10 protein-coding genes and 1 pseudogene are annotated in these 17,608 nt (G+C 68.0%); 8 read left to right on the top strand and 3 right to left on the bottom strand.

Features of this window, described 5'->3' with window-relative positions; genetic code table 11:
• Positions 1-418: 418 nt before the first annotated feature.
• A complete protein-coding gene (locus tag ACZ4UV_RS30635; RefSeq protein ID WP_451017664.1) occupies positions 419-1,006 on the bottom strand; it encodes a TetR/AcrR family transcriptional regulator in 588 nt (195 codons plus the stop codon).
• Positions 1,007-1,241: 235 nt separating this feature from the next.
• On the opposite strand from ACZ4UV_RS30635, the gene ACZ4UV_RS30630 reads away from it, so the two are divergent.
• Positions 1,242-1,991 (top strand): glucose 1-dehydrogenase, encoded by a 750-nt coding sequence (locus ACZ4UV_RS30630; protein ID WP_467842216.1) that lies wholly within the window; start codon positions 1,242-1,244, stop codon positions 1,989-1,991.
• Positions 1,992-2,696: 705 nt separating this feature from the next.
• Here the strand turns inward: ACZ4UV_RS30630 and ACZ4UV_RS30625 are convergent.
• Complete coding sequence (locus ACZ4UV_RS30625) at positions 2,697-4,142, bottom strand: aldehyde dehydrogenase family protein (protein WP_467842213.1); 1,446 nt, start codon at positions 4,140-4,142, stop codon at positions 2,697-2,699.
• A gap of 356 nt (positions 4,143-4,498) precedes the next feature.
• Positions 4,499-4,786: pseudogene (locus ACZ4UV_RS30620) on the bottom strand (LexA family protein); the annotation flags it as partial.
• Between the two features lie 58 nt (positions 4,787-4,844).
• Here ACZ4UV_RS30620 and ACZ4UV_RS30615 point away from each other — a divergent pair.
• From ACZ4UV_RS30615 to ACZ4UV_RS30585, 7 genes are all read left to right on the top strand, one after another.
• Positions 4,845-6,305 (top strand): site-specific integrase, encoded by a 1,461-nt coding sequence (locus tag ACZ4UV_RS30615; protein ID WP_467842210.1) that lies wholly within the window; start codon positions 4,845-4,847, stop codon positions 6,303-6,305.
• The gene (locus tag ACZ4UV_RS30610) at positions 6,302-8,098 is read left to right on the top strand and encodes a hypothetical protein (RefSeq protein WP_467842207.1); all 1,797 of its coding nucleotides are present in this window, start codon (positions 6,302-6,304) and stop codon (positions 8,096-8,098) included. Before ACZ4UV_RS30615 ends, ACZ4UV_RS30610 begins: the two co-directional genes overlap by 4 nt.
• Positions 8,095-9,711 carry a hypothetical protein gene (locus tag ACZ4UV_RS30605; RefSeq protein ID WP_467842205.1) on the top strand — a complete coding sequence of 539 codons (1,617 nt, stop codon included), beginning with the start codon at positions 8,095-8,097 and terminating at the stop codon, positions 9,709-9,711. Before ACZ4UV_RS30610 ends, ACZ4UV_RS30605 begins: the two co-directional genes overlap by 4 nt.
• Positions 9,712-9,743: 32 nt before the next feature.
• A complete protein-coding gene (locus ACZ4UV_RS30600; RefSeq protein ID WP_467842202.1) occupies positions 9,744-10,268 on the top strand; it encodes a hypothetical protein in 525 nt (174 codons plus the stop codon).
• Positions 10,265-10,768, top strand: coding sequence for a hypothetical protein (locus ACZ4UV_RS30595; RefSeq protein ID WP_467842199.1), 504 nt, complete (start codon positions 10,265-10,267; stop codon positions 10,766-10,768). Before ACZ4UV_RS30600 ends, ACZ4UV_RS30595 begins: the two co-directional genes overlap by 4 nt.
• A 576-nt stretch (positions 10,769-11,344) precedes the next feature.
• Positions 11,345-12,076 carry a hypothetical protein gene (locus ACZ4UV_RS30590; RefSeq protein ID WP_467842197.1) on the top strand — a complete coding sequence of 244 codons (732 nt, stop codon included), beginning with the start codon at positions 11,345-11,347 and terminating at the stop codon, positions 12,074-12,076.
• Positions 11,958-17,564: a DNRLRE domain-containing protein gene (locus ACZ4UV_RS30585; protein ID WP_467842895.1), complete on the top strand. Its 5,607-nt coding sequence runs from the start codon at positions 11,958-11,960 to the stop codon at positions 17,562-17,564. The genes ACZ4UV_RS30590 and ACZ4UV_RS30585 overlap by 119 nt, the downstream gene beginning before the upstream one ends.
• Positions 17,565-17,608 lie beyond the last annotated feature (44 nt).

The raw sequence follows: 17,608 nt of genomic DNA, 5'->3' as shown, positions 1-17,608 counted from the left end.
AGCGGAAAAGTCTGTGCCCGTCTGCCGCCGACCCGACGTCTACTTGCAATAGCGAATCCGCGGGCCGTAGGCCAAACGTAGACCTTATGGACCATACAGTCAAGAACTTATGTCCTCTTCAGGTGCATTGCGAAGTCAGTGGATCAATGCACCAGTTGGCGAATCGCCGTCGGCTGCCGGAGCGTCGTCCGGCCCGCGTTGCGGCGCAGTCGACGGCGCAGCCGCCCGGCCGGAGTGCCTGCTCAGGGGCATGGGGAAAGGGGCAGGCCGTCAACCGCGCTGGGGCGGACGCCCGGGGCCACACGTGGGGGTGCTCGGAGGGCAGGTAATGCGCGTGCTCACAGCCGACCCAAGCGGGCCCACCCGGGTCCCTGCCGGTCGGCACGTCACCCGTGAAGGGTGCCGGCCCGCAGGATGGTCAGTGTCGGGAGAGCTGCTTGAGTGCGGCCTGGCTTATCTGCAGCAGAGCTGAGCCGTCCATACCGGTCTTCGCGAGAAACTCGATGCCCTGCATGACGGCAAGGAGCAGCCGCCCGACCTCCTGGGCGTCCGCCCCCGGTTCGACCGTCCCCTCGTCCTGGGCTTCCTTCACGCAGGCGATCAGAAGATCTTCGACCGCTTGGTAGCTGCTCCGGGCCCGGGAGACGACGTCCGGATCATTGCCGTGCAGCTCGGACGTGCTGTTGACCAGAAGGCAGCCGCGCCGCTGCGGGTCCTCCGTGAATCCCTTGGCCACGCCCTCAACGAGCAGGGTCAGGCGTTCGAAAGGGGTACCGGGCCCGGTCAGGGCCGCCCGGACGCCATTGAGCTGTTCGTCGCGGTAGCCGTCCAGCACGTGCAGGAACAGCTGCCGCTTGTCGCCGAAGGCCCCGTACAGGCTCCCCTTGCCCAGTCCGGTGGCGTCCGTCAGGTCCTGCAGTGAGGTAGCCGCGTACCCCTGATTCCAGAACTGCTCGCGCGCAGACGCCAGAACCTGGTTCTCGTCGAAATTCCGCGGTCGTCCCATGTTCAACAGCATACGTCCTTCTTGACCTATCGGTCCAGATCGGCGGACCGGCGTCGGCCGGCTCGTCGCCGCTCGGCGGTGTGGCTGCAGCCACGTTTTTGCCCGATCGGTCCATAACGTGGTTCTTTACCGTACAGTCCATAAGTGGTCCGGGGCTGTCCGCTCCGGGCTGTAACACTGCAGCGACACATGGTGCACGACTTTTGGCGTTTGCACCGGACAGGGATAAGTGATCATGGGACAGCTTGACGGGAAGACGGCAGTCGTCACTGGAGGCAACAGCGGAATCGGACTGGCCACAGCCAAGCGATTCGCGCGTGAGGGCGCGCACGTGTTCATCACCGGCCGTCGGCAGGAGGCTCTCGACGCCGCGCTGGCCGAGATCGGCGGGGAAGCCACCGCCGTCCGGGGCGACGTCGCGAACCTCGCGGACATCGACCGCCTCTACGCGGCTGTCGCCGAGCGGGGCCGGTCCATCGACGTACTGTTCGCCAACGCGGGCGGCGGTGAGTTCGCGGCGCTTGAGCAGGTCACCGAGGAGCACTTCGACGTCACCTTCGACATCAACGTGCGAGGCATGCTCTTCACCGTTCAGAAGGCAATTCCGCTGCTCAACGACGGCGCCTCGGTGATCCTGACCGGATCGACTGCTGCCACCTCAGGTGGCGCCGCCTTCGGCGTGTACGCCGCGTCCAAGGCCGCGGTCCGCTCCTTCTCCCGCACCTGGGCCAACGAACTCAGCGACCGCGCAATCCGAGTGAACACCCTGGTGCCCGGCCCGATCGTCACCCCGGGCAACACCGGCCTGGCCGCGGACGCCGACCAGGCCGCGAAAATGAGGGACGCCTTCGCCAGCCAGATACCGCTGGGCCGGATGGGACACCCGGACGAGGCCGCAGCCGCAGCACTGTTCCTCGCCAGCAATGAGAGCAGCTTCGTCACCGGATCCGAGCTGTTCGTCGATGGCGGACTCAACCAGATCTGAGCGCCGCAAGACGATGCGCTTGCCCGTCCCAGCGAAGAGAGAGTGTGACCGCGTCGCGGTCACACCGGTAGTCACACCGAACCTTCGGGCGAGCGCAGCCCCGCCGGTGTGCGGGATCTGGGTGCCGGCACCGGCGTAAGCGACATGAGTGGGGCCCGGCCGTGAACGGCCGGACCCCACTCCTTCGGTCCGTGCGAGTCAGATCACCACCGCTGAGCTCGTCCGCGGCCGCAACCCGCGCGCGAGTAGAGCGTGACGAACCCGAGCAGTCACAGCACCAGGACGGCGGGCGCCACCAAGTCAAGGGGTCTTGACGATGAAACGCACCGAACGAGGCGCGTGCGAAAGCTGAACGAGCAGCTGGGGACACATGGTTGTCGACCTCGTGCGCCATCACTTGGTCCACTGTGACTCCTTCGGTCCACGGCCCGGCTGAAAAGACCACGGGATGCCGAACTGCTCAACCGGATCTGCACAAGGGGCGGCGACGGCGGGTTCGAGCCCGACGCCGGCCTGCCCTCCGCGACCACCGGCGCCGAGCATGCAGCACGACATCTGATGAACTGGCGCTGCTCGGTCCGCAGACTGGAACGAACCGCACGGCGGAGCCACCCACAGTCCTGTCGTACTGCACGGCTTTCGTACGCCCCCTCGCACCGCCGTTCCCGGCGAGCGTTCGCCTCGCAGGGGGCTGTGAGCGAACTGCTATATCGCGAGGTCAGTAAGGACCAGCACGCGCTCGTAGGTGTAATCCGCCATGGCGAACTTCACTCCTTCGCGGCCGACACCAGACTGCTTGACCCCGCCGTAGGGCATCTGGTCGGCGCGATAGGAGGGCACGTCGCCGATCACGACTCCGCCGACCTCCAGAGCCCGATGTGCGCGGAAGGCAGCCTGCAGGTCGCGTGTGAACACACCCGTCTGCAGGCCATACTTGGAGTCGTTCACAGCGGCGAAAGCCTCGGCCTCACCGGACACCTTGAGGACCGTGAGAACTGGCCCGAAGACCTCCTCGCAGGCCAAGGTCGTGTCTGCTGGCACATCCGCGAGGACCGTAGGCGCGTACGAAGCGCCCTCCCGCTTGCCGCCCGTATACAGCGTGGCCCCGGAACCGACGGCTTCGTCGACCCATGACTCGACGCGGCACGCTGCGTCCTCACTGACAAGCGGGCCCACATCAGTTCTGTCATTGGAAGGGTCCCCGGTGATTTGAGATTTGACGGCTGCGACGATACGCGGCAACAGCCGGTCGTACACCGCGGCGTCAGCTATCACGCGCTGCACAGAGATACAGGACTGTCCGCCCTGGTAGTTGGAGAACGTAGCGATGCGCACGGCGGCCCGGTCAAGATCCTCGTCGCCCGTGAAGTCGGCCAACACCACGGCAGCACCGTTGCCGCCGAGCTCCAACGTGCAGTGCTTTCTGGGAACGGAGTCCATGATGGCGTACCCGACCCTCTCGGAGCCGGTGAACGAGATAACGGGCAGGCGCTCGTCCTGCACCAGCCCCGGCATCCGGTCATTGGCGACCGGCAGGATGCTCCATGAACCGGCCGGCAGTTCGGTCTCGGCAAGGAGGTCACCGATGATCAGACCCGAGAGCGGAGTATCGGGCGCCGGCTTCAGGATGATCGGGGCGCCGGCCGCGATAGCCGGGGCGACTTTGTGGGCACACTGGTTCAGCGGGAAGTTGAACGGCGTGATCCCCAGCACAACGCCCTTCGGGAAGCGGCGGGTGAGCGCCAGTCGGCCCTGGCCGCCGGCGTCAGTGTCGAGCCGCTGAGCCTCACCGCTATTGAAGCGGCGGGCTTCCTCCGCGGCGAACCGGAACACGGACACCGCACGGCCGACCTCCACGCGAGCCCACTTGATCGGCTTTCCATTCTCCGCGGAGATGAGCTGCGCGATCTCCTCGCTGCGCTCCATAAGGCGCTTGCTCACGTGGTCGAGCGCGGCGGCACGAACATATGCGGGAGTAGCCGCGAACTCATCGCGAACGGCATACGCCGCCGCCACCGCCTCCTCCACCTGCTCATCGGTGGGCACACTGACCTCTCCGATGAGCTGACCGGTCCAAGGGGAGGTAACAGCCAAGGTCGTCTCACCGCTGGCCGGACGGCCGGCGAGCCAGAAAGCGCGGGTGGAATTCATGTCCGGTCATGGCCCTTTACGTCTGAAGGTGCGCTGACGTTTATCCGCCAACCGTTACACCGTAGGACCGCCGAGGTGACGGACGACTTGTACGTGGTGTAGTGATCGCATGCACGCGCATGCCCGAAGGTAGCCTTGAGTGCGATCGCCCATCCCTCGACCGAAAACTCGGGTCTGCCGCACGATCGGGTGACAACCTGACCTCACCCGAATCTGCAACAGCCCCATAAACCACTGGGGGATCCAGCAGGCTCGGCCGTCGCGAGGTGAAACGAGTCGCCTCCTACCGAAACCGGCACTTTCCGGGTGAGGACTCGCGCCGCTGCTATGTCTATGGCCGCTGCTGAACCGCTCGGTCAGAGGTTACGCAGGACGGCGACCGCCTTACCGAGGATGGGCGCGGTGTCCGCGGGGATCGGGTTGTAGGCCGGGTTGTGCGGCATCAGCCAGGCGTGGCCGTCGTCCGTGCGGCGCAGCCGTTTGACTGTGGCTTCGCCATCGATGAGGGCGGCGACGATGTCGCGGGAGTCGGCGGCGTCTTGGCGGCGGACCGTGACGATGTCGCCGTCACAGATCGCCGCCTCGATCATGCTCTGGCCCCGCACTTTCAGCGCGAACAGCTGGCCGTCGCCGACGAGCTGCCGTTCTGTGTACGGTCCGCGTGTTGTCGGAGGTCGTGTTGCCGTCGGAGAGGCGTCCGTTGTGGCCGAGTGGCAGCTGTTCTGGGTAGGCGATGGCGGCACACCGGATGCCGGGGCGGAGAGTCCGCTCGGTCATTGGGGCGATCTGGCCGCGCGGGAGCGAGCGTTGGGGCTGCGGGAAGGTCTGCCGATTCTGGTTTCTCCGGACGGTCGGGTTGATCCGAGGTTGAGCGCGGTCCTGCTGCACCGAGAGTTCGCTGGCAAGGCGGAGGGGACCTGGGCGACCTACGCGCCATGCTTTCGGGTGTTCTTCACCTTCTTGTGGCGACGGGGGCGGAACTGGGATCGGGCGACAAGCGTGGACCTGGAGGACTGGGAGGACTGGCGACTGCGGGGCGAGGGGAACCCGGCTCTGATCGCCGGCTCTACGTGGAAGAAGGAGCTCGCCGCGCTGCAACTGCTGTACGGGATCGGGAGGAAGCTGCAGTTCGTGGCCGTGTCGCCCGTAGTGACCCGCCCGGTGGTCTTGCCGGGTAGGGGCGTCGTCGAATCGCCCGAGCTTGCTCCCGGGGATGTGCGGACGTCGTGTGTGAAGTGGCTGACGCCGCGGGCGTTTCGGCTGTGGCGTGATGTGGGACTGGGCGGGCTCGGGCCGGATGGTCTGGAGCGGCCGGACTGGCCGGGGCGTAACGATGGCCGGGACATGGCGTTCGCGGACTTCGTGTACTCGTGCGGTCTGCGGCGGCGGGAGGCCGGGACCGTGCTCCTGGTCGAGTTGCCAGGGACCGGCGTGAGCTCGTACTACGCGGGATGGGTGGGCAGGGCGGTGGCGAAGCGGGCGGGCCGTTTTTATTACGTGAGCCATTCCGCTTTAAGGGGGACGGAGGTGTACCGGGCTTCCACCCGTCGGGTCTCGGTGCGGCGGGCGCAGCAGGCCGGTGTGTACGAACGGGTGGTGGGCCGAAGGGTCGTTGAGGAGATCGGGCGTGGGCGGCGGGCGCGGTGGAGTGAGACAGACGGGCGGCTGCGGGAGGGGTCGCTGGACGAGCTGACGGCCGGGCAGCGGATGCGGATGTTCGTGCGGGGACCGGAGGGTCTGGAGCCGGCGATGTTATGGCTGACCGAGGCGGGGATGCCGATGGCGTACCGAAGTTGGACGAAGACGTTCGAGAGAGCAAGCGAGCGGTGCGCGAGGGCCGGGGTGAAGGTCTTCGCGACACCGAAGATGCTGCGGCATTCGATGGCGCTTCGTGTTCTGGTGTCGTTGCACCATGCCCTGGACCGGCGTCTGGGGCTGAGTCCGTCTCAGCGGCGGCTGTACGAGGACGCGTACGGGTCGGTGTGGACGGTGGTGAAGGACCTGCTGGGGCATCGGTCGGAGGAGACGACACGGGAGATCTACCTGGAGCCGGTGCGGGGGCTGCAGATCGAGACGCTGCTGGAGGACGTGGACAACCCTGGCAGCAGTGAGGTTCTGGCACGGCTGGCGGAGCGGACCGGCCTGGTCCTGGATGTCGCGTGAGCCGGGGCAGGCCGGCGGTACAGCCCCCGGCGGGGTACCGGCGGCCGGAGGTGGTGGACGGCTCTGGGCTGGTGGTGAGAGCGGTGGGCCAGGACGGCCGGGACCTGGGGACATACGACTTCACCGCGTGCCCTGGCCCGGTGCAGCTGCGGCAGGCGCTGGTGTCGGCGTTCGCGCGATGCACGCGGGTGCGGTGGACGAGCGCGCTGAGCTGCCGGACGCATGCCAACGATCTGAAGCTGTTCCTCAAGGAGATCGCGGGCAGGGAGCGTCCGGTCCGGAGGGTCGGGCAGCTCACGCCGGTGGTGTGGGAGGAGTGGCTGGCGCCGAGCCTGGGACGGCGGCGGCTGTCGTCGCTGCTGCTGGAGCTGGACGGGCTGCCGCCGGAGACCCGGTATGCGGTGACCATGCGCCGGCTGGGGAGCGGGCGCAGGGCAGCGGTGAAGGAGGGGTACTCGAAGGAGACGGTCCATCAGGTGCGGGACGCCGCCGCGCGGACGGTGCGGGCGGCCCGGCTGCGCATCGAGGGCAACGCCCGGCTCCTGGAGCGATGGCGGTCCGGTGAGCTTGATGCCGGCCTCGCGGAGGAGGGTTGGGCGCAGGTGCTGGACTTCGTGATCCGCCACGGCGATCTGCCACGCCAGCCGTGCGGACGGGCGAGATCCTGGGCGGATCGGGTGCTGCGTGAGCGGTTCGGTACGGGAGGTGTACCGCAGGGTCTGCTGGCGTTGTTCCCGAGCCAGGCCGAGATCGGGGCCGCGGCGGTGCTGCTGGTCTGTCACGAGGCGTGGAACTTGTCGGTGCTGCAGGAGATGAAGGTTCCCGGTCAGTGGCCGAACGCCGACCAGGACAGCGACACTCCGGCGATCTACCGGGTGGACACCGACAAGCCGAGGCGCGGGACGCGCCGGCGGCACAACAGCAACAACCTGGTCGATGCCGGGGAGCACACCCCTGGCTGGGCCATGCAGCAGGTCCTGGTGATGACCAGCCCCGCCCGGGCCAGCGCCGCCCTTCTCGGCCGGCCCACCGATCTGCTGCTGGTCACCCGGCGCCGGGGGCCCAGCAATGGAGAGCCGAAGACCGCGGACGGGTCGGTCTATCTCGGCGATCGGATCTCCTCCTGGGTAGCGCAGTCGCGGTCGGCCGGCGCGGCTGTGCCGGCCGACCTGACCGCCGGACGGCTGCGGCATGCGGTGCAGGTGTTCGCCGGAGCGCGCAACAACACGCAGCGGGTCCACGAGGACTTCTACCTGCGGCGCGACAAGACGGTCATCGACACTGGCAGGGACGTCGTCGCGGTCGGCCTGGACAAGGCTGTGGCCGCCGCTCACGAGCAGGTCCGCATGCGGTTCCTCACAGGCACAGACGCCGGGGCCGTGACCGCAGAGGTGCTGGCCGCCGAGGCGGGAATCCCGCAGCAGCGTGCCGAGGAGGTTCTGGCCGGTCTGCTGGACACCGCGGTGGGGGCGTGCGCGGACTTCGAGCACAGTCCGCTGTCCGCCGGAGGTCGGTGCGCGGTGTCGTTTCTGCTGTGCTTCGCCTGCCCGAACGCGATTGCCACCACCCGGCATCTGCCGCGGATCGTCTACCTGTTCAAGGCCCTGGATCAGCTGCGGACCGCTGTCAGCCCCGCCGTGTGGAGCGCCGACTGGGCTGCCCATCACTCCCGGGTCGGTGACCTCCTCGGACGCTACGCCGACTCCTCCCGCTGGACGGCGCTGCTGGGCGCGCTCGGCGCACGCGAGCGGGACCTGATCGACCGGATGCTCGCCCGGAGGCTCGACCCATGACCACTGCCCCGCACCGTGCCTACCGGCTCGTCGACCCGCCGCCGGACGCGCTGGTCCTCCCCGCGCAGCGGGTCCGGCCCGGCACCCCGGCCGGCGTGCTGCCGAGGCTGAGCGACAACGTGTGGCAACTGTCCTTCCTCGACCACCTCGACACCGCCGCGAGCCGGACGTTCTCGTGGTGGGACGTCCCCGAGCCGCTGCGGGCACCGCTCAAACGGACCGCCTACGCGGTGCTGCATCTGCCCGCCCCGGCCATCCTCATGGAACGCGGGTACACCGCGACCCGGCCTGTCCTGTCGGCCTCCTCGTTCCACAAGACGCTGCGGGCCTGGCGGGACTTTGCCCGCTGGCTCGCCGAGCACAACATCGTCCGGCTCCAGGACGTGGATACACAGGTGCTGGAGGCGTACGCGCGGAAGGTCGTTACGGCGGCCGGCGGGGTGAGGCAGAAGCGGCGCCAGCTGTTCGAGCTCACCCGGGCCTGGGCCTACGCCCCGTTCCTCCCGGCCGGCGACCGCCTGGTGATCCCGCCGTGGGAGGACGACGGCGCCGCAATCCGCGACTTCTTCGACACACAGGACCTGGAGGAAGGCGAGTGCGATACCCCGGTGATCCACCCGGCGACGATGTCGCCGCTGCTGGTGTGGTCGCTGCGGATGGTTACCGACCTGGCCCCTGACATCACCACCGGCCTGCGCGAGTGGCGGCGCCTCGCAGCTAACACGGCTGCCACCTCCACACCGGAGGGCAGCGAACGGCTACGCGCCTTCTGCCACGAACTGCGCGCGACGGGCGGCGCGTTCCCCACCTACGCGGGAGTGCAGCGGGCCACCTACGACCGGCACGCAAACCGACGCCCTCCCCTGGCCCGCGCCTACCTCGCGGGGCTGCTGGCGATCACTCCGGCCACCATCGACAACCTACTGATGCGCGAGCCAGCCCTCCTGGACGGCATCCGTTTCTCCCCCGGCGCCCCACTCGACATTCGGCTCACCGGCCGGATCGACGGCAAACCGTGGCGCGAGTCGATCGACCACGCCGATGCCGTCCAGTTCGCCGTCCACCTCGCCACCGCCGCGATGATCACCATCGCGTACCTGTCGGGCATGCGGCCGGCCGAAGTCCTCCACCTGCGACGCGGCTGCGCCGTGCGTGAGGAGCGGGCCGACGGAACCGTCCGCCACACCCTGACCGGCCGGCACTTCAAGAACGTCCTCGACGCCGACGGCGCCACGAAACCCGCAGGTGAGATCCGCCCCGAACCGTGGACGGTGATCGAACTGGTTCACCGGGCCGTCACCGTCCTCGAAGACCTCTCGACCGAGGACCTCCTGTTCCCCCGCAGCCTGTCGGCCAATCCCCACGCGCGCCAGCATGCCCACGGCGGGGCGGCCATCTCCACGCACACGGCTAACAACCGCATCACCTACTTCGCCGCCTTCGCCAACTCCCTGGCCGAAAGCCTGGGAAGGGACCACGAGATGATCCCGGACGATCCGGGCGGCCCCGTCAGCATGCGGCGATTCCGTCGCACCGTGCCTGGTTCATCTACCGCCAGCCCGGCGGCCCCGTCGCGCTCGGCCTCCAGTACGGCCACCTCCGTCAGACCCTAGCCGCCGCGTACGGCGGCCGGACCAAGCAGGACATGCTCACCGTCCTCGACTTCGAACGCCAACTCGCCCTGGCCGACACCCTCGCCGAAGCCAGTGACCGCCTCGCCGACGGCGAGGGTGTCAGCGGCCCGGCCGCCGACCGGTACGTCACCGCCACGCGCACCTTCGAGACCCGCTACGCCGGCGGATTCGCCACCCGGACCCAGCTCCGCGCCCTCGGCAACGACCTCCAACTCCAGCTCTACGAAACCCCGGACGCCCTGCTGACGTGCAACTACGACCCCTACAAGGCACTGTGCGATCCCGGCCGAGGCCGGGACACCCCACAGCGCACACCGAGCGTCGACCGCTGCAACCCGGCCTGCGGCAACATCTCCCGCACCGACACCCACATCACCCGCGCCCAACGAGAGGTGGACCAGCTGCGGGACGAACTCGGGGACGGCCTGAACCCGGGGCCAATCGCCCGCCGGCAAGCCCAGCGCATCCAGACCCTGGAGAAGACGATCCGCCAGCACGAGAACTCCCGGCGCACCCCCGGCCAGGCCACGTCATGACCGGCCCGGCCGCCTCCGGCCACGATGCCACGGCCGTCACGGCGCGCATGGCCTCAGTGATCAGCACCGTGGCCGAAGCCGCCACCTCCACGATGGCCCACTCCCCTGCGGACGCCGCCGAGATCCAGTGCATCACCGAGGCCATGACCCGCCTTCTGCTCGGCGTCCCACTGCGCTCCGACGGACAGCTCACCGTGAAAGCCCTCGCCGAGGAAGCTGGACTCAAACGCAACAAGCTGACCCACAAACACACGAACCTCAAAGACCTCTTCTACGCCCTCATCCGCGCGCAGGACCACCAGCCACAAGCCCTGCACACCCTCCAGAAACGGCACGACGTCCTGCGGGACCAGGCAGCCAGACTCCGCCGCGAGCGCGACAGCCTCATCACGCAGGTACAGCAGCTCGTCCGGATCACCCAGGTCCTGGAACTGGAGAACGAGCAGTTGCGGCAAGCAGACCGCGGACCCGCGGTACGAGTCCTGCCACGCAAGCGATGAAACGCGTTCCCGGTGTACTGCGCACAGAATCTGGGACTCTTCCTGGAGCCGCACGGCCTCGCAGAAACCCTCACAAACGGGAACACGGCGACAGGGCGGAGCTCCTGTCACGCCCTTTGCGACACCAACTCTGATAGGCCCTGGAGTTGTACGTTACGCCAGGTAAGGGCGGAGAGGTGACCCGTTGGCACTCTTATTAAATCCTTACTGATTGATCCACTTCTTCTTTCACGCCTTGGGAAAATCTTGAATCGGTCAAGGGAACCCTTTGCGGCCTCGCGGCATCTGGCACAAGCAAACCCAGGTTCACAAAAGCCTTGAATCAGGAAAATCGTGACTGAGCCCCCTGTCTCCGCTTGGGGGATCCTTGGGAACCTTGAGGGTTTACCTTAAGCATCCCCTGCGACGCTCATGGGTGTACTGCGAACCTTCGGTGAAGATCAGTTCGTTCTATTGGCTCCGCGTTGCGGAGTGTCAGGGAGGGAGCTGATCGTGCGTCACAGACCTGTGGCCCATGACAGATCGAGTAGGGGCGGGTCGCGCCAGGCGCGACGGCTACGGCAGATCGCTATCGGTGTGGTGATGCTGTTCGCGGCCGAGGCCGCGCTGGTGTCGCAGGACACCGGTGTCGCGTTCGCCACGCCGACATCCGGTGCGACTGTGGAGTCCGCCCAGTCGGACGCCGTCAAGGCGTCAGGCCCTGCGGAGGCGCAGGACGAGGCGTCGGCGGTGCTGATGGCGCGTCTGCAGGACCGGAAGATTGAGGTGTTGTCCGCCCGGGCGACGGATTCGACGACGTATGCGCTGCCTAGCGGCGAGCTGGAGACGGAGGCGTACGCCGGTCCGGTACGGGTGAAGCAGGACGGCGTGTGGAAGGACATCGACACGTCGCTGTCCGACACCGGTTCCGACCTCACACCGGCCGCGGCGGCGGCCGACGTCGCCGTCTCCGACGGCGGTGACACACAGTTGGCGTCGGTGGCAAAAGGTGATGAGTCCTTCGGGCTGGGCTGGGAGGACAAGCTCCCGACCCCGACCGTCAAGGACAGCACCGCCTCCTACGATTTGGGCAGTGGCCAGACCCTGTCCGTCACGGCGCTGGCCCAGGGGTTTCTCGGAGAACATCAAGCTTGCCCAGCAGCCGAGCGACGGCGCGGTGTCGTACCGGATCCCGCTGGATCTGGACGGGCTGAAGCTGTCGCAGGCCGACTCGGGCCACCTGCTGCTGAAGGACCCCGACGGGAAGCTGGTCGCCGAGGCGCCGGCCCCGATGATGTGGGATGCGTCCCAGGACCCGGCTTCGGGTGAGTCCGCGCACCAGGAACAGGTCTCCACGAAGATCGAGACCGCCGACGACGGTTCCCAGACCCTGGTGCTGACTCCGGACGAGGAGTTCCTGGCCACCGCGGCGTACCCGGTGACGGTCGACCCGACCTCCACCCTCGCGGTGACCACGGACACCTGGGTGCAGAACCCGGACTACCCCGACTCGCAGGTCTCCTCGCAGGAGCTGAAGTCGGGCACCTACGACTCGGGTACGGACACGGCGCGGTCGTATCTGAAGTTCGACGTGTCGAAGTTCGCCGGTAAGCACATCACGTCGGCGACGATGTCGCTGTACAACTACTACTCGGCGACCTGCTCCACCTCCGGTGCCGCCACGCAGGCGCGGCGGATCACGTCGACGTGGTCCTCGTCGTCGATTACGTGGGGTGCGCAGCCCTCGACTACCACGACCGGGGTGGCGACCAACACCGGTCACTGGGGTTACTCATCGTCCTGCCCGGCGGCCTGGTCGAACTGGAACCTGCAGACGATCACGCAGGCGTGGGCAGACGGTTCCACGAACTACGGTCTGCAGATCCGCAGCGCGGACGAGACGGACTCGACGACCTGGCGGCGTTTCCGGTCTGCGAACTACACCACCTCCGGGTACGCGCCGAAGCTGTCGGTGACCTACAACTCGTACGCGACGACGAGTTCGCTGGCGATCTCGCCGAGTTCGGTGAACGCGTACAGCGGCAAGCGGTATGTGACGACGTACACGCCGACGGTGTCGGCGAAGGTGACGGACGCGGACGGCTCCACGGTCAAGGCGCAGTTCGAGATCACCAACGATCCGTCGTACACCGGTGAGACCTCGTACTCCTACACCGGAACCTCGTCCTCGGTGGCCTCCGGCAGCACCGCGACGCTGGCCATCCCGAGCGCGAGCCAGATTGCCGCGTCTCACCTGCGGATGCGGGTGCGCGGCTACGACGGCACGGACTACGGGGCCTGGTCCTCCTACATCTACTTCGTGCCGAACGTCGCCAAGCCCAACGCCCCGACGATCTCCTGCGATCCGTACACCGCGCAGACCTGGACGGCGAAGGCGGACAGCGGAGCGACCTGCACCTTGGACACGTCCTCGTCCGACGGTATGGGCTACTACTGGGGCCTGGACGACTCGTCGGTGCCGGGTCGGGTCTACGACACCGCCGACGGCAACGGCGGTGACCCGCTGACGATCACGATCAAGCCGGGTGAGGACTGGCACAAGCTGTACGCCAAGACCGTCGACTCCGGCGGAAACGTTTCCTCGGCGGCGACGGAGTATGACTTCGGTGTCGGAGGCGGCGTCGGGCTGCTCACCCCGGGCGACGGCGACAGCGCCGCCCGCAGGGTCAGCCTGACCTCGACCGGCAAGAGCATCTACACGGGTGTCACCTACCAGTACCGGCGTGGTGAGACCGACACCTGGACCAGTGTCCCCGCCACGAACGTCACGAAGTCCTCCGACGGCTCCGCGATCTCGGCCTGGCCGCTCGCCATGTCGGGCGGCTCACCGGCGGCGCTGACGTGGAACGTCACCGACTCCCTGTCCCAGGACGGTGCCATCGACATCCGGGCGGCTTTCACCGACGGAACCACCACCGTCTACTCGCAGCCGCACACCATCACCGTGGACCGCAACGCCGGTACCGCCCCGAGTGCCGAGGTCGGGCCCGGCTCGGTGAACACGCTGACCGGTGACTACACGCTGTCCGGCACCGACGCCTCCGCCTTCGGCCTGGCGGTGTCGCGGACCGCGTCCTCGCGCCGGCCGACCGCCGGGTCGGACGCCGATGGCCAGGTGGCCATCTTCGGCCCGCAGTGGACCTCCGGCACCACCGCGGAGATCACCGACTCCGACTGGGCCTACCTCCGCGAGACCTCCGTGACCTCCCCGACCTCCGCGACCTCGGTCGCGGTGGTGGACGCGGACGGCGACGAGACCGGGTTCACGGCCACCAACTCGGGCGGCTGGAAGCCCGAGCCCGGCTCGGAGGACCTGACTCTGACCGGGTCGGTGACCGGCTCCTTCACTCTCAAGGACGACCAGGGCACGACCACCACGTTCACGAAGGTGGACGCGGCGGCCACGACCTGGCAGGTCTCCGGCACCTACCTGCCGACCGACAACTCCACCACCAAGGTGGTCTCGGAAGAGCCTTCCTCCGGCAGCACCCTGGCCCGCCCGAAGTACCTCATCGCCCCCACCACCGCGGTCACCGCCGACAAGTGTCAGACCGCCATCGACACCGCCATCGCCGCCGGCCACGACTGGTTCACCAACGCCAGCGACACCACCGGCTGCCGGGTCCTGCAGTACGTCTACGCCACCTCGACCACAGCCACCAGCTCGGCGTTCGGCAACTACACCGGACAAGTCCAGCAGATCAAACTCTGGGCCGTCACACCCGGTGACAGCACCACCACCGCCACGGCCGTCGCCCAGTACGCCTACGACACCTCCGGCCGGCTCCGCGAGCAGTGGGACCCGCGTAACAGCACCGCGCTGAAGACCACGTACGCCTACGACAGTTCTGGACGCGTCACGACGCTCACCCCGCCGGGCGAGCTGCCGTGGACGTTCGCCTACGACACGGCCGGCAACGCGGCCACCGCAGGCCCGGGCATGCTGCTCTCGGCATCCCGCCCGAACCTGACCGCAGGCAGCAAGAGCACCACCGACGGCACCAACGCCGTCACCAGCGTCGTCTACGACGTGCCTCTCACCGGGGCCAAGGCACCCAACGCGATGGGCACCTCGGACGTGGCCACCTGGGACCAGGACGACGTCCCCACCGACGCGACCGCCGTCTTCCCCGCGGACTCCGTTCCGGCGTCCCACACAGGCAGTGACCTGGCCGCGTCCGACTACAAGCGGGCGACCGTCACCTACACCGACGCCTCCGGCCGGGAGGTGAACACCGCCACTCCGGGCGGGCACATCACCACCACCGGGTATGACAGCTTCGGCAACACGGTGCGTCAGCTGACCGCCGCCAACCGCGAACTGGCCCTCGCCACCAGCGGTGCCGGCCAGGCCGAGCAAGTGGCGCTGAACATCGACCAGATGACCTCCGCCGACCGCGCCGAGCTGCTCGCCACCCGCTCCTACTACTCCAGCGACGGTCTGCGTGAGACAGAGGAGTACGGCCCGCTCCACGAGGTGACCCTGACCTCGGCGCTGCAGGCCGGTACCGGCGGCACGGACCTGCCCGCGGGCACCGAGTGGCCGGCCCGACAGCACACGGTCAACACCTATGACGAGGGCCGTCCGACCGACGGCACGGCCACCGTCGCCAACCAGGTCACCACCGCCAAGGTGGGCGCCTACGTGGACGGCTACCCGTCGGACGGGGACGTACGCACCACGAAGACCGAGTACGACTGGGTCAAGGGCCTGCCCACGGCCACGACCAACGATCCGTCCGGTCTGGCGCTGAAGATCACGATCTCGTATGACTCCCAGGGCCGGATCACCAAGACCACTCTGCCTAAGTCGTCCGGCACGGACGCAGGGGCAACGGTGACCACGTACTACTCGGCCACCGGGACCGGCGCGTGCAACGGCAAGCCGGAGTGGGCGGATCTGGTCTGCTCCACCGGCCCGGCCGCTGCGATCACCGGCGGCGGATCCAACCCCACCCAACTGCCCACCAAGACCGTCGAATACGACCGGTGGGGCAACACAGCCAAGGTCACGGAGACCGCCAACTCGGTCACCCGGACCACCACCAACACCTACGACAGCGCGGGTCGCATCAAGACCGTGTCCGTCAGCGGCGGCGTGGGCACGGCGGTGCCGGACACCACCACCACCTACGACGCGGACAGCGGCGCCGTAGCCACGGTCACCTCCAACGGCCAGACCATCACCCACACCTACGACCAGCTCGGACGGGAGATCTCCTACAACGACGGCGCGGGCAACACCGCCGCCTCGCAGTACGACGCGCTCGACCGCGTGACGCAGACCACCGACTCCGCCCCGTCCACCACCACCTACACCTACGACACCGCCAAGGACCCGCGCGGACTTGAGACCTCCCGCACCGACTCGGTCGCCGGCACCTTCGCCGCCACCTACGACGCGGACGGCGACCTGACCACCGAGTCCCTGCCCGGCGGCTATACGCTGACCATCGGCCAGGACGAGACCGGCGCCGAGACCTCCCGCGTCTACACCCAGGACAGCGACGGCACGGTCGTGGCCTCCGACAGCACCGACGAAAGCGTCCAGGGCCAGGTCGTCGACGACACCGACACCGCCGGCCAGACCCGGGCACGCAGCTACAGCTACGACGCAGCCGGACGCCTCACCAGAGCGGACGACACCGACCCGGACGGGGCCTGCACCCGCCGCGACTACACCTTCGACAACAACACCAACCGCACCGCCCTCGCCACCTCCACGAGCGACGTCGGCGCGGCCTGCACCTCGACCGGCGCCACCACCACCTCGTACTCCTACGACAGCGCCGACCGCCTCACCACGTCGGGCACGGTCTACGACGCCTTCGGCCGCACCACCACCCAGGCATCCGGCGCCACCATCGGCTACTACACCAACGACCTCGTCCACCAGCAGACCTCCGGCACCAGCCGGCAGACCTGGAACCTGGACGCGGCCGGCCGCCTCGCCTCCTGGACCACCGAATCCAACAGCAGCGGCACCTGGACGCAGACCGGATCCAAGACCAACCACTACGGCTCCGACGGCGACAGCCCCGACTGGATCCAGGAGACCAGCACCACCCTCACCCGCAATGTCCAGGACATCGGCTCGAACCTGGGAACCACCACCAGCGCCACCGGCAGCGTCGTCCTCCAGTTGACCGACATCCATGGTGACGCCACCGTCCAGCTTCCGCTCGACACCAGCGTCGCCCCGACGTCCCAGTCCTACGACGAATTCGGCAACGCCGAGGACAGCACCCCCGCCGTCCGCTACGGATGGCTCGGAGGCAAGCAACGCTCCAGTGAAACGGTCACAGGCGCCACCCTCATGGGAGTCCGCCTCTACGACCCCACCACTGGGCGATTCCTGTCCATCGACCCCGTCGCAGGCGGCAACGCCAACGCCTATGAATACTGCAACGGCGACCCCATCAACAAGTACGACCTCGACGGACGCCATTGGTGGAGCAGCGTTGGGCGCTTCGTGGCACGGCACCAGAGCTGGATGCCATACGCAACGTCTTTCGCCTGCTCATTCGCCACAAAGGGATGGTACGCAGCCGCATGCGCAGCTGGCGCCGGCGCCGCCACTGGCTGGCTCGCCTACCACTACGGGACCAAAAAGCGTAAGCGCCACATAGGCGGCTACTGGGCAAGCACATGGCGTGGAGCCCGGGATGGACTACTGGGATACTCGTTCGGAAACGGCGCGAAGTACTACCGCGGTGTGCGGACCGGTATCCGAAGCGTCCGTACTTGGTGGCGGGGAGGCCACGGGGCCTTCACGCACCGATGGCCCAACTTCTGATGGACGGAACCAAAGTGCTCACAGACCCGCGTGTATACACACGC

It is taken from the genome of Streptomyces sp. NPDC028289, from assembly GCF_055565975.1.
This window is presented reverse-complemented; position numbering and strand designations above follow the sequence as displayed.

Coding starts and splice junctions, on each gene's coding strand:
- ACZ4UV_RS30635 (WP_451017664.1), bottom strand. CDS start 1,006: ATGGGACGACCGCGGAATTTCGACGAGAACCAGGTTCTGGCGTCTGCG.
- ACZ4UV_RS30630 (WP_467842216.1), top strand. CDS start 1,242: ATGGGACAGCTTGACGGGAAGACGGCAGTCGTCACTGGAGGCAACAGC.
- ACZ4UV_RS30625 (WP_467842213.1), bottom strand. CDS start 4,142: ATGAATTCCACCCGCGCTTTCTGGCTCGCCGGCCGTCCGGCCAGCGGT.
- ACZ4UV_RS30605 (WP_467842205.1), top strand. CDS start 8,095: ATGACCACTGCCCCGCACCGTGCCTACCGGCTCGTCGACCCGCCGCCG.
- ACZ4UV_RS30600 (WP_467842202.1), top strand. CDS start 9,744: ATGCTCACCGTCCTCGACTTCGAACGCCAACTCGCCCTGGCCGACACC.
- ACZ4UV_RS30595 (WP_467842199.1), top strand. CDS start 10,265: ATGACCGGCCCGGCCGCCTCCGGCCACGATGCCACGGCCGTCACGGCG.